Origin of the sequence: Rhodobacter sp. 24-YEA-8 (assembly GCF_900105075.1) — a bacterium.
Taxonomy (GTDB): domain Bacteria; phylum Pseudomonadota; class Alphaproteobacteria; order Rhodobacterales; family Rhodobacteraceae; genus Pseudogemmobacter.
In genome coordinates, this window is the sequence record NZ_FNSK01000003.1 from 146,901 (window position 1) to 159,642 (window position 12,742).

Genomic DNA, 12,742 nt, shown 5'->3' on the forward strand with positions numbered 1-12,742 from the left:
GCGGGCCTCACACGTTTTTCAGGGGGCGATATGGGGTCGGCGGAGGGATGACGCTTATCCTGTCCCCCGGTCGAATTGTCCCCGAGAGCAATACAAGTGACATCACGCCGCCGCGCAGAAAGGATTTGCCATCCAAGCCTGTACCGGTGACAGCCGCGCGCAAACCCGGCCGGAAACGATCCAGCAACACGCATGGCGCCCTGAGACCGGTCAATTCAAGTTGCGCTTCGTCGCCAATCCGCAGGACCGTGCCTTCTGGCAGGGATGTGAGATCAGGGCCGGACGTCGTTATGTTCTCGCCCAGATCCCCAGCCTGCACATCCAAGCCCAATGCGTGAAGATCTTCGTAAACAGAGACTGCAATAAGATGAACCTGGCGGAGGTTCGGGGCGTCCCGTCTGAACCGCTTATCATAGCGATGCTGCGTTTTCGCGCCGAAATGGGCATCGCCCTCTATTCCAAGGCTGGCAACCACCCGCACTTCAGGCACCGGAGACTTGGCAAAACCGTGCCTGGGCGCCAGACTGACCGAGATGACGTCACCATGGCCCATGCTTAGCTTCCTTAAATCTGCTCCACGACAGGGACACATTGCAGATTTAGTCGGGCACTGAACATCTTGTTATCTGCTCTGACGCAGCCTGGCTATTGATGGACGTGCCCATGGGTGTCTGTCTCCATTCTTTCGTGTTCGGGCCCGCCCCAGTGCGGCCTCGATGGCGATCGACAGGCCGGAGACGAACGCTGACGCCCCCCCGCAGGGGGCAGGACAGCCAAGGCGCAACTTTCCTGCTCCGCGCGCAATATCTGCACTCCAGTTCCTTGGTCACGATCTTATCTTCGCGTCCACGAACCCGGCAGCAGCTCATGTTGTCCGGTCCGTGCCGCGAGGGGACGGTGTTACCGTCCGCATACCCTGCAAAATCAAATTGCAATCCGGATTGCCAAATCTCTGCCAGCGGTTCTTTTGAAGGTGGGGATACGGCGGCACAGATTGTGCATCATATTATCCGTCTGTATTCGATGACCCAGTTATCATCATTAATAAGTAAATCCGCATCAATTATGTTTTATGTAATCGCAAATGTGAGAAGCTCAATTTTCCCTCTTCTTTTTTTGAATTTCCATCTGATGTTTTAAAGGCAACGCCACAAAGAAGAGGAATTGACGAATGCAGTATAAAACGACAGACGAAGACAAACCGGTTGCCCCGATGGCACGGCCTGCAGCCCTGACGCGGGACGGCGTGGCAAAGGCCATGGCAAAGCTGCAGTCTCTGCCCGAGAAGGCAGTTGAAGCGCCGACACTCCACCAGGCGGTCTCGGAGAACGTCTCGGTGATCATGACAGCAATTGAGCGGGGGTATACCCGGAAGGACATTGCGAACCTCCTCACCGAGAACGGCATCGCGATCAGCGAGAGCACTCTGGCCCATTATCTGCGTGACATTTTCGCCAAGGGTAAAAGGTCGGGCGGGCGGGCAGCACGGACGCCCCGTCCGGCGGTTGCGCCGCCTGCTCCGCCGGCCAGATCGGTTGCGTCCCGGATTGCAGGTCCGACCGCTGGACCACCCACAGCATGCGCGACAGGCCAGCACCACACCATGCCACAAGGTATCTCGCACCCGGCGATAGCAAGGCCAATGAGCAATCCCGCACCGCCGTCCGTATCATCCGACCGCCAGGGGGAGAGCGGCAATGGCCAGGGCGGGTGATTGTCAGCCCCGCTCGTCGCGCCGCATTCGCGGTGCGACCCTCAGCATCCGGGTGACACCGCAGGAGAAAGCAGCCTTCGGCACGGCTGCCAGGCGACAGGGATATCACGGCGCGTCAGGCTGGGCGCGAGAGTTGATGCAGGCTGAATGCGGAAGTGTGCCGCGGTCGACCCGTATGGCGTCGGGGTGCCTCGGCCAGGCGGCCGCCCGCCTGCAGAACTGGAGTCAGACTCCCGGCCTCCCCGGCGACCTTGCACAGGCACTGCAGGAGATCGCCGCCGGGATGCACGAGTTGCAGAAGGGTCTGCTGGCAATAAGCACCATAGGCGATGAGGACGGGCTATGATCGCCAAATCCATCCGCGATACGATTGTCAGCACGGGATCGGGCGCAACAATCCCCAGGCGGGACCTTGCGGCCCGCATCCGTTATGTCTGCAGCAAGGCGAGCAGCACCGGGACCCTGAACCTTGCGGGCGATTGGCGGGATGCGGCGGCGCAGATGCAGACGACCGCAGGGCTGAACGAAAGGGTCCGGCAGCCCGTGAAGCACATCATCCTGTCCTGGCCAGAGACCGACAAAGTGTCAGATGCTCAGGCGATCCAGGCGGCCCGGATGATGAACCGTGCATGTGGCGCGGCGGGCCACCAGCAGGTGATCGGCGTGCACCGCGACCGGATTAACACGCATGTGCATATCCTGCTGAACCGGGTGCATCCGATCAGCGGTAAGACCCTGTCACTTTCACAGGATTATGCACGGATGGAGCGCGCCTGTCGCGAGATCGAGCGGCAGATGGGATGGAGCGAGGATCGCGGCAGGTTCGACGCTGTGGTGCAGGATGGCCATGTTAAACTGCTGCCGAAGCCTGCGGCGCATTGGCGAGGCAAGGTCCAGGATCGTGAGATGGGTCTGAGGCCGGATGGCCGGGGGACGAGGGGGTGTGAGCAGCGCACCGGTCTCGCATCATTGCGCGACCGGATCCCTGCGGAGATCAGACGCCGGCTTTGTGCCGGGCTTGAGCGGGCAAGTGATTGGCAGGCCCTGCACTGCCTGCTGGCGCGGGCAAAACTGGTCTACCTGCGGCATCGGTCCGGAGGCCGGATCCTCGATCAGAGCGACGGGTCGATGATGGCGGCCAGCGCCCTTGGTGCGGCCTGGGGGCTGGCGAGGCTGACAGCAAGGTTTGGCCCCTTCGCCTTTGCCCCCGAGCAGGAGCCCAGGCCACAGCCGGCCATCGCCCGCTACAGGGGGGCGGCGCCTCGGCGGGCCGAGCTGAAGGCGATCCTCGGCCCGCTTGGCAAGATTCGTCGCGACATTGCAGAATGGCGCAAAGCACAATGGCTGCAGACCGGGCGTTACCGCCACCTCCTGCGTCGGGCGCGTGAAGGGGGCTCCAACCCGCCCCGCGATCTGACGGCGGTGCGGCAGATATGGTGCCAACCGATCGCGCAGGGCGCCGGGATGGCGCTTCCTGAACCCATGCGCCTGGCCCTGCAGGACTGCCGGGAAGATCTGAGGTTCGACGGACGTTCGGAGGCCCTGATGGCGCGTCGCAGCCGCAATGGTAGCATCATCGGATTTGACAGGCTGTCTACCACCGCAGCCACTCCGCAGGAGGAGCAGATCCCACCCGGTTCCGTTAAGGATGGGGCTTATCGCGGGATCGGTTTGATCGGCCCCCGCGATGCGCCGCTCTGCCTGCTGGTCCCGGACCTCTTCGCCGCTGTCTCGACACGGCTGATGCCGCAGGGGGCCTCGGCGCTGATCATCGCGACGGGGCGGCTGCCGCAGCCCGGGATGGGGCTGCACCTCTTGCAGCTGATCGGGCAGCGCGGGGTCGTGTTGTGCTGCGGCAGCGATCCCCAGGACCAGCGTTGGGCAGAGCAGATGCGCCAGCTGCTGCCCCGGGCACGGCGGCATGATCTGGCCATCCGGGCGCTATGGCATGCATTCGTGTCGGGTGGGGCAGGGGTGGCACCGGACACGGCTGTCGCAGTGCCAGCCGCACCGCGCCCGGATGCCCGCCGATAAAACAACAACATGCCGGCCGCAGTAAGGTTGCCTGCCACCTGCCTTCCGAAGGGGGTGCCGGCTCCACTGACCGGGACTTCCTTTTCGGGCTCGCATCAACTTTGCTAAAAAGATCTGCCGATTTTTTAATTTGACGGACAGGGTTTTCCAGAGAGGATCTGCTTATAAATGATAAAGGATTAACCGGAAGATTTCGGGAAGATCCTGAAGAGGAATTGGTTTTCTTGTTTGTTATGGGTTTCAAAAATCAGGGGCTTTTTCAAAAGCAGAGAGCCTGCGGATGGCGACCGCAACGCCCGCTGTTCCCTCAAAGGATCAGGCTGTCAATTGGACCCGTTGCGCCCGAGAATAGGATCCAGCAGCCGCCGGATCATCTCTGGCCGGGTCGGCAGATCAGGCTCCTGGCGCCGCAGATCATCAATCACCTGAATCGCTTCTCGGGGCAGACGCAGGGTGATCGCCTCGGTGTCCGTGGACGGCCTGCCAAATTTACGGGGTTCAGTCATGACAAATCCTGATTGACTTTATGGAGTCATAATGTCATGAATGGCGGGCATTGGCAAGGGCGGCAACCCTCACCAATGCCCTGACCACAACCGATCTCGTCAACGGAGACCGACGATGGCTGACGCCACCTCTATCACGCCGCTTGCGGCGATTGAAGCAATGCCTGATGGCAGACCACCAGGCCAGATTCCGATCCTCTTCAGGAGGTTCCTTGACGCCCTGTCCCATTACATCGCCAGTGAACAGGCGCTCCAGGGGGGCGAAAGCATCTGGGCCTCCGCCATGCGCCCGAGGCTGGACGAGGCCGAGCGGGCCCAGACCGAAGTCACCCATCTGATCACCCTGATCCGTCGCAGCCCGGCGCGGAGCCTCGCTCATGAGTCCATGCTGCGGCTGACGTTGCTCGCCGATTGTCTCCTTGGCGCAGAGAGCGCCGCAGAGTTCAGTGAGGCCTGTGAGCTTCTGGAGCTGCCGGGGATCGGTGGGGCGGCCATGCCCTTACCCCCTGATCCCGATATCGACGGTCTGCTGGCGCAGGGCCTCGTGCAGCTGCGTGCGCTTGCCACTCTGCACGGAAGCGCGAACGACCCTGAGGAAGACGCGCAGGGCGAGCCTTCGGGCTAAGCGCGTCCGGACCGTTCTCCACATCATCCGCACAGCAGCCAAAGCAGCCCGTTCCAGCGCGCGCAGGTGAGCAGCTGTGCCCACGGCATCGGCCACAACCGGCACTCACTTCAGCATCGGCAATGGATGTCCCCAATTGAAAGAGTTCTTTCTATGCCCAAAAGACCGCCAGATCCTTCCCTGAATGCCCCTGCCCTCGGAGAGGCGTCTGCTTCATGGGTAAGTGCAGCTGTCGTTACCACCGAGCCTGATGCCACCCCGTCTGCCTTGCCGACCGAGATCCCGCAGGACTGGCATCAGCTGGCCGAGGCGAAAGGGTTCTCGATCACCGCCCGCATCAAGGATCGCTTTCACCTCGAACTTCGATGCAAAACCTGCGCACAGACCCATGTCTCGAAGATTTACACCTTGCGCACAGCACAGCCGACCTGTCCGGGCTGCATGGCCGACCGCCGCGTCACCGAAGCGCAGGAAGCAGGTCTGGTCTGGCTGCGCGGCGACCCGGACAATCCGCATTACAGCTTCTATCGTGCCCCCTGCGGACATGAGCTGCGCCGGCAGCATGAACTGATCCTGCGTGTCGGGCAGGGGCGAACAGGGGTGCGCTGCACCATCTGCCTTGCGCAATCCGATGCGGAGAAGGCGGCTCTGCGGGGCTGGGTCCTGATCGGAACCGATCCGCAGGGACGTGCCGGTTACCGGCTTTATGGCCATTGTTGTGGCGCGCGCCAAAGCATCACGCGGCAGAACATGCAGACTGGACGCTTCGACTGTGCTGAATGTGGTCCCGGATGGGCGGCGGCCCCCAGCTGGATATATGTAATGGCCTTCACCCTCTCCAGCGGCAGGCAAGTTGTAAAACTCGGCTTTGCCCGGGACCCGGACTCGCGCCTGAACTGGCAGCTGCAGCAGGATCGCGACATGCCTTGCAGCATCCTGCGCAGGCTGCCGGTTGCCAGCGGTCATGTCGCGGTGCGGATCGAGAAACGGTTGCATGCGCATCTGCGCCGCCGCCATCCGACAGATGTTGTGGACCCTGCACATTACCAGCGGCAGATCCGGGTGCGATCCGAGGTTTATGAGGCCTCCCTCACGCCCGAGATCATGCGCCTGCTCGATGAGGTCGGGCGGCAGGGTTCAGCCGGCTGAGGGCGCAGGCTCCGCACAAGCCCCGGCACCCATCCCTCCATGACCCTGGCTCCAGTGCCCTGGACCTGCCCGTTTCGGTGCCATCCCACCTGGATGCGCCAGCCCTTTCGCAAAGGACCAACGCTCCATGCCCGCTACAAATCCACCCGATCCAATCTGGTTGCCCCTGGCCGAGAGCTTCCTGACCCGGCTCAGGACTGGCGTTTCCATCGCCGATGTTACCCGCGGTCAAGCCGAGAGTTCTGCCCCACAACGAAGCAACACGCGATTGCCTGCACAACGGGTGACACAGACGCAGGCGCAAAGCGACCGGCAGGGCCACAGCTCCCTTGCAACGGGCAAGGGCGCAAAGGCACGGGCGGCCCCCAGGCAGGCCAAAGCCCTGCAAGACGTCTCCCCGATCCTGCCCCCGATCCCGATGCGTGATCTGTTCTGCACCCTGCGCCTGGCCGCGACATTTGGCACGCAGGAGGCCTTCGATGCCATGCTCGCCCCTGGCAGCCTCACTGTATTGCACGGGCTTGCCCCGGCGGAGATCGATGTTTTGCTGCGGGTGCTGCCCGCCGGCCTCTTGCCTCCTCGCTGGCGCCTGGAGGAGGATATGCTGTCCCTTCCCCCCGTAACGAATGTGCTGGCCACCGTCGCCGCCAGGACCTCGGAGATTTCGGGCGACCAGCCCCAGGTGCGTCGCCGCCAGATGCAGTATATCGACGAGGCGATCGATGCCGGGCTGCCGATCCTGATCCTGCTGATTGACGGGATCCATCTGCCGCCGACACTCACCGCAGAGATCGAATGCGACCGCCCCCTCGCCCCGATCAGTCGAGAGATCCTGATTGCCGGTTTGCACCATAGCCATGGCGCGCAGCAGAGATTTTCGCCTGCGACGCTACCTGGCCTGCTGCCGGAAAGCCACGATCTCGCAAGGTTGAGCTGGACCACGCTGCGCCTTGCCCTGCGCGAACCAGATGCGTATGCGGTCGCGCGGCGGCTGGCCGAGCGCACTGCCGCTCTGCGGCCGAATGCGCCACAGCGCGAGCCGGCCGCCCCGGACCTCGATGCGATAACCGGCGATAGCCCGGCCCTGCGCGCCGCTCAGCGTCTGGCGTCAGATATAAACCTCTGGCAGGCCGGAGAGATCGACTGGGGCGAGCTCTCGCATTCATTGCTGCTCTACGGTCCACCGGGCACCGGCAAGAGCTGGCTTGCAAGGGCCATGGGCAACACGGCCGGGGTCCGGATAATCGAGGCAAATTTTGCGCAATGGCAGTCAGCGGGGCATCTCGGCGACATGTTGCGCGAGATGCGCCAGGCCTTTTCCAGGGCGCGGCGGGCGGCGCCGTGCTTGCTTTTGATCGACGAGATTGACGCGGTGGGCTCGCGTAACAATGGCGATCTGCATGGGATCAGTTACCGCACGCAGGTGATTAACGCCTTCCTGTCCGAGCTCGACGGGCTGTCACGGAACCCCGGGGTGATCGTGATCGGCACCTGCAATGACCCTGGCCGCATTGACCAGGCGGTGCTGAGGCCTGGGCGCTTCGACCTCAAGATCTCTATGCCCCTGCCCGATATGGCCGCAATCACCGGCATGTTGCGCCAACATCTGGCCAGCGATGCGGGGCGGATCGACATTGCGGCCCTGGCCCGTCGGATCGTGGGCACCAGTGCCGCCGCCATCGATGCTGCTATCCGCGCCGCGAGGTCGGACGCCCGGGCGGCGGGCCAAAGCCTCGATGCCGGGCAAATCCTCGGCCATCTCGGGATCGCGCCCGCTGACCCCGCACAGGCCGCCAGTGATGCCCGCACCGCCGTCCACGAATGCGGCCATGCCATTGTCGCGGCCGCCTTGCTGCGCGGCGTGCCGCAACGACTGGTGATCCTGGCGGATGGCGGCGAGACGCATCGGCTGTCGGCTAAGACAAATCACCTGCTCTGTGATCTGCTCGATGAGATCGCCTGCTCCATGGCCGGGCGCGCGGCCGAGCATCTGCTGATCGGCACGATCTCAGTCGGTGCCGGAGGGGATCCGGCCTCCGATCTCGCAATCGCGACCCGGATTGCGCTGATGATCGACACCCGTTTCGGTCTGGGAGGGGAGGGTGCGGTCTGGACAGACGCCCCGGCTCACATTTTGCTGGCCGACCCGCTGCGCCGCGCCCGGGTGGCACAGCGGCTGGCCGAGGGCCAGGGCCGCGCCCTGCAGATTCTCACCGCCCACCGCGAGCTCCTGACGCAAATGGCCCGCGCCCTGCAGGAGGCGCGCGAGCTGAACGGTGCTGCGCTGCGACACTGGCTCGATCAGATCTGTTTCGGTGAGGTGCTGAGGGGCGTGCAAAGCGCTGGAGCCGGTTCTGCAGACGTCGGGCGCCCCTCACACGACACCGGATCCGACTGAGCCGGAGCGGTCATCCGCGACGCATGCCCCCGCGGCCCGGAAGCCCATTTGATCGCTGGGTCGAAACGGATCGTCAGCGTGTCGTGGAGTGTGAGCACATCGTTGCAGAACATCCGCCCATTGCCCTGCAGCTGGCGGTTGCCGAACGGATCATACCGGGCCGCCGCTCCCCAGGGTTAACAAGATGAATTTGAGATTGATTTGGGAAATACCACCAATGGGCGGGGAGATATATCAGGATGGAAATATCGGATTGGGGAACTTGATGATCACGATGTGAAGGGAGGGGAGATTCCGGATCATTCAGGAGAGGTTTAACAGGGGAGATTTGGGAATCAGGGGAAGTTCACGAAGGGGATTTTGAGGAGACATGGCGACGATAGATCAGGAATAGGCGGCCCTTTGCCGACGGTCCGCCCCGGCCAATGCTGCGTGGCGGCATTCTTGAATGCTGACGTTCGAATGGTGCCGCAGAAAAGTCTCGGCCATGATCGCCGCTATGAGGGACGAAACGGCCGGCCAATACTTTCTTCCTGCTCCCGGATCATTCCTACGATATGCGATCGTTAAAGCCGCTTATTCTTATCGTGTCTGCTCCTATGTGGCGAAGCAACTTTGAGCCCGGAGTGAGGTGGCCCGCGGGAGAAAGGATCATCGTCGCAACCTGAGCTCGCGCCGGAGTGTCTGGATCTGGCAGGGGCGGTCAGTCCTACTGACGGCTCAGGAGATCCAGGTGGAAGGTCGCGTCCAGATCCTGCATCGAGCATTCGGCGCAATGCATGTGGCGCTCCATGATTTCCCGCACCGCAGCGCGATCTTCGCGGCGGAAGGCCGCCAGCAGCTCGATATGTGCATCAATATTCTGCTGCCCGAACGTCGAGTGTTCACGCAGGCTGTCGGTGCGGCGCAACACCAGATCGCGCACCATCACATTGAGAAAACGGCACATCAGATCAAGGATTGAATTGTCGCAGGCCTCGGCAAGGATATCGTGGAATTTCACCTCAACCACGCGACCGGATTCGCGGTCATCATCGCGCACGGCCCGTTGGCAGATGTCGATATTTTCCTGCAACCGGGTAAAGTGGTCCTGATTCAGCCGCCCGACGACGTGATCGGCAAGCATCACTTCCAGCTTGCGGCGCACCTCGTAGACATCCTTAAAATCGAGATGCTGGAAATGGAAATACTGCCGCATCTGCTGGATCACGACCAGCGTCGAGGTCGCCTGGATTTCCGGCCCACCATTTGCACCCGACTGCATGATCAGAAGGCCCTCAACCTCCAGGGCTTTCAGCGCCTCGCGGATCGTGCCCTTGGAACAGCCGAAATGCTGCATCAGCACCTTTTCTGGGGGCAGCCGGTCCCTGGGGCCAAGGTTCTCCCGTGCGATCCAGCGGCGCAACTCTTCCGCCACCTGATCCGAGAGCTTGATCCGCCGCATCGGGCGTGCCGGGGGAAGAACGATGCGTGTGCCCGCTTCATGATCCGCCGGGCCCTGATCTGACGACATTTGCTACTCCCATTCGACGCCCGGATCCAAAGGACAAATCGGACGCCGTAGTTTGCTGTATGGGAAAAGGCTGTAATCGGAGCCGGTCACCCCGCCTCCGGCACATTCCACCACCGCTTTCGCTAATGGCTCGAAGACCGGGCGGCAATACATTCGCGACTTGAGGAGCAAATATTGGGCGCGGCGCGGATCAAGGCCGAGTGTGGTGAAAACCGCCTCATCCCAGGGTTCATGCGTCTGCGACGAAATCAGCACCTGGGCCGCGCCGGTGTCAATCACCGCAGAACGGCCCATGCTGCACTCCATCCCGGTGTAGATTGGTCCGGTGATCCTGTAATCTCCCGAACCAAGCGCCAGCACCTTGCCCTTCAGCGACAAGGGCGGGCGCGGCGCGGCAAAGCCCTCCGCCGGGATCTTGTTGCCGACATCTATCGACACCTCTGTACCAACACCTGCGGCAAAAGCGGCCTCAACCGCCTCGGGATCGGCCACCGGGCCGGTCAGAATATCACTGAGCCCCGCTGCAAGTGCCGCCTCAAGCACATCCATATTCTCGCAGGTACCGCCCGACATACAGTTGTCGCCGTGGTCAAGCATGAGGACAGGCCCCTGCCCAGGCCCATGCGCCGCCGCCCTGGCGGCCGCAATCGACTGTTCAAGCGGCTTCTGATCATACAGAAATTCGTCCCGGCGATCCCAGATCGCGCGGGCAATCTCATGCGCCACCACCTCAGGGTCAAGATCGGGGGTCGTCACCGCGACCACGCTCGCCCCGGCCTCGTAAAGATCCGCCGCCGGAAAGCCGCCAAATACCGTCACAGCGAGTACGCCCTCGCGCGCCTCCGTGGCGCGGGCAAGGTTGATCACATCCAGCATCGCACCGGGCGCGGTCGTGTTCATCGGCAATGTATGACCCAGAAGCGGTGGCTGCACGCGTGCCATGACCGGGCGCAGACCCGTCTGCATCTGGTCCACCATCTTACAGACCAGTTCGCCGGTCTCGTACATATCGATATGCGGATAGGTCTTGAACCCTGCAATCACATCGCAGTTTTTCACCATCTGCGGCGTGATATTGCCGTGAAGATCAAGGGCCACACCGATCGGCACGCCCGGCGCAGCCGCCCTGACGCGCGCCAGCAACTCGCCTTCGCCATCATCATGGCTGCGTGTGACCATCGCGCCGTGCAAATCGAGCAGGATGACATCACAGCCCTTCGCGACATCGGCAAGGATGACTTCGGCCATGTGCTCAAACGCATCATCCTCGACCGGTGCGCTTGGCCAGGCGTGAGCGATCAGCGGGCAGGAAATTTCTGCGCCCTGCTTCTTCCCCCAGGCATGAAACGCGCCGAGCGCGGTCTTCATCCCCTCCGCTTCGGCCAGAGCGGCATCACCATAAAGCGGGCGAAAGGCCGCAAGCGGGGTCGGCACGGGCGAGAATGTATTGGTCTCGTGGTTCTGGCGGGCGATGACGATACGCATAGGTCTGTCTTTAATGGGAAAATCCCGGGCGGGGCTGATGCCTGCCCGGGCAGAGCATTCAGGCCTTGCGGCAATCCGCGAGCAGCCGGTCATGTGCCAGCACCGCATCAAGCAGCACCTGCACCCCCGCCGCACATTCGGCCTGGGAGGTGGATTCCGCCGGATTATGGCTCAGGCCCCCTTCCGACGGCACGAAGATCATCACCGTTGGCGCGACAGCCGCCGTATGCACCGCGTCATGGCCGGCGCCCGAAATGATCTCGCGCGAGGAGATCCTCGAGCGAGCCACCCCGGCCCTGACCGAGGCGATGCAATCGGCGTCGAACCTGACCGCATCCACTTTCGAGATGCGGCGCAGATCCGCCAGCAGCCCAATCGTAGCTGCGGCCCCGGTAAAGGCCGCGCGCAGCTCGGCCTCCATCGCCTCCAGCACCGCATCATCCGGGTGACGCAGATCGACGGTGAAATTCACCTCGCCGGGGATCACGTTGTTGGAATTGGGCGAAACCTCCAGGAAACCAACCGTTGCGACCGCGTTGGGCGCATGGGCGTGGCCTATGGCATCCACGGCAAGGGTCACCTGCGCAGCACCCAGCAGCGCATTTTTGCGCATCGACATCGGCGTTGATCCGGTATGGGCCGCACGCCCCGTCAGCCGCGCCTCGAACCATCTTAGACCCTGAACCCCGGTGACAATACCGATCTCCTTGCCCTCGGCCTCAAGGATCGGACCCTGTTCGATATGCAGTTCGAACATTGCTGCGAAAGTCTGCGATCCGGCTTTCGCCTCGCCGCGCCAGCCGATCTGGTCAAGCGCCGAGCCAAAACTCTCGCCATTCGCATCCTGACGTGCATCGGCATCCGCACGGGAATAGACCCCGGCCCAGACGCCCGAGCCCAGCATCGCCGGCGAAAAGCGCGACCCTTCCTCATTGGTCCAGTTCACCAGCATCAGCGGGGCTTCTGTCCGGAAGCCCGCGTCCTTCAGCGTACGCAACACTTCCAGCCCACCAAGCACCCCCAGCACCCCGTCGAATTTTCCGCCCGTCGGCTGGGTATCGAGATGGCTGCCCATAGCAATCGGCGCGAGGTCGGGGTTCCTCCCCGGCAGGGTCGCGAACATATTCCCGACCTCGTCAACCACCAGCTCCATCCCGAGCGCGGCGGTCTGATCCGCGAGCCATTGCCGGATCCTCGCATCATCCGCACCAAGCGTCAGTCGCGCGATGCCGCCATCGGGTGTGCCGCCGACCAGCGCGGTCTCCATCAGGCTCTGCCAGAGTCGTTCGCCATTGATATTCAGGTTACTCATTTATTG

10 protein-coding genes are annotated in these 12,742 nt (G+C 62.8%); 4 read left to right on the forward strand and 6 right to left on the reverse strand.

Annotated features, from left to right (window positions below; all coding sequences use genetic code 11):
• Positions 1 to 7: 7 nt before the first annotated feature.
• Together BLW25_RS19745 and BLW25_RS24095 are read right to left on the reverse strand one after the other, a co-directional pair.
• Positions 8 to 553: an MOSC domain-containing protein gene (locus BLW25_RS19745; protein ID WP_092903346.1), complete on the reverse strand. Its 546-nt coding sequence runs from the start codon at positions 551 to 553 to the stop codon at positions 8 to 10.
• A 542-nt stretch (positions 554 to 1,095) separates the two neighbouring features.
• Positions 1,096 to 1,380 (reverse strand): hypothetical protein, encoded by a 285-nt coding sequence (locus tag BLW25_RS24095; protein ID WP_143040572.1) that lies wholly within the window; start codon positions 1,378 to 1,380, stop codon positions 1,096 to 1,098.
• 676 nt (positions 1,381 to 2,056) lie between these two features.
• On the opposite strand from BLW25_RS24095, the gene BLW25_RS19760 reads away from it, so the two are divergent.
• Entirely contained in the window at positions 2,057 to 3,748 is a 1,692-nt protein-coding gene (locus BLW25_RS19760) for a relaxase/mobilization nuclease domain-containing protein (protein ID WP_092903352.1), read from the forward strand.
• 323 nt (positions 3,749 to 4,071) lie between these two features.
• On the opposite strand, the gene BLW25_RS19765 is transcribed toward BLW25_RS19760, so the two are convergent.
• Positions 4,072 to 4,254, reverse strand: coding sequence for a hypothetical protein (locus tag BLW25_RS19765; RefSeq protein WP_092903354.1), 183 nt, complete (start codon positions 4,252 to 4,254; stop codon positions 4,072 to 4,074).
• Between the two features lie 115 nt (positions 4,255 to 4,369).
• Between BLW25_RS19765 and BLW25_RS19770 the strand changes: the two genes are divergently transcribed.
• The 3 genes from BLW25_RS19770 to BLW25_RS19780 all read left to right on the forward strand — a co-directional run bounded on the left by BLW25_RS19770 (position 4,370) and on the right by BLW25_RS19780 (position 8,426).
• Positions 4,370 to 4,879: a hypothetical protein gene (locus BLW25_RS19770; protein ID WP_092903356.1), complete on the forward strand. Its 510-nt coding sequence runs from the start codon at positions 4,370 to 4,372 to the stop codon at positions 4,877 to 4,879.
• A 267-nt stretch (positions 4,880 to 5,146) separates the two neighbouring features.
• On the forward strand, positions 5,147 to 6,028 hold the full coding sequence (locus BLW25_RS19775; protein ID WP_092903358.1) for a GIY-YIG nuclease family protein: 882 nt from the start codon (positions 5,147 to 5,149) through the stop codon (positions 6,026 to 6,028).
• Positions 6,029 to 6,311: 283 nt separating this feature from the next.
• Positions 6,312 to 8,426 (forward strand): AAA family ATPase, encoded by a 2,115-nt coding sequence (locus tag BLW25_RS19780; protein WP_171909663.1) that lies wholly within the window; start codon positions 6,312 to 6,314, stop codon positions 8,424 to 8,426.
• 709 nt (positions 8,427 to 9,135) lie between these two features.
• Here BLW25_RS19780 and BLW25_RS19785 read toward each other — a convergent pair.
• Genes BLW25_RS19785 through BLW25_RS19795 form a run of 3 tightly spaced genes read right to left on the reverse strand, consistent with a single transcriptional unit; the run spans position 9,136 to position 12,736 of the window.
• A complete protein-coding gene (locus BLW25_RS19785) occupies positions 9,136 to 9,939 on the reverse strand; it encodes a FadR/GntR family transcriptional regulator (protein WP_092903362.1) in 804 nt (267 codons plus the stop codon).
• Between the two features lie 3 nt (positions 9,940 to 9,942).
• Positions 9,943 to 11,424 carry a M81 family metallopeptidase gene (locus tag BLW25_RS19790; RefSeq protein WP_092903363.1) on the reverse strand — a complete coding sequence of 494 codons (1,482 nt, stop codon included), beginning with the start codon at positions 11,422 to 11,424 and terminating at the stop codon, positions 9,943 to 9,945.
• 58 nt (positions 11,425 to 11,482) lie between these two features.
• Positions 11,483 to 12,736 carry a M20 family metallo-hydrolase gene (locus tag BLW25_RS19795; protein WP_092903365.1) on the reverse strand — a complete coding sequence of 418 codons (1,254 nt, stop codon included), beginning with the start codon at positions 12,734 to 12,736 and terminating at the stop codon, positions 11,483 to 11,485.
• Positions 12,737 to 12,742: the final 6 nt, after the last annotated feature.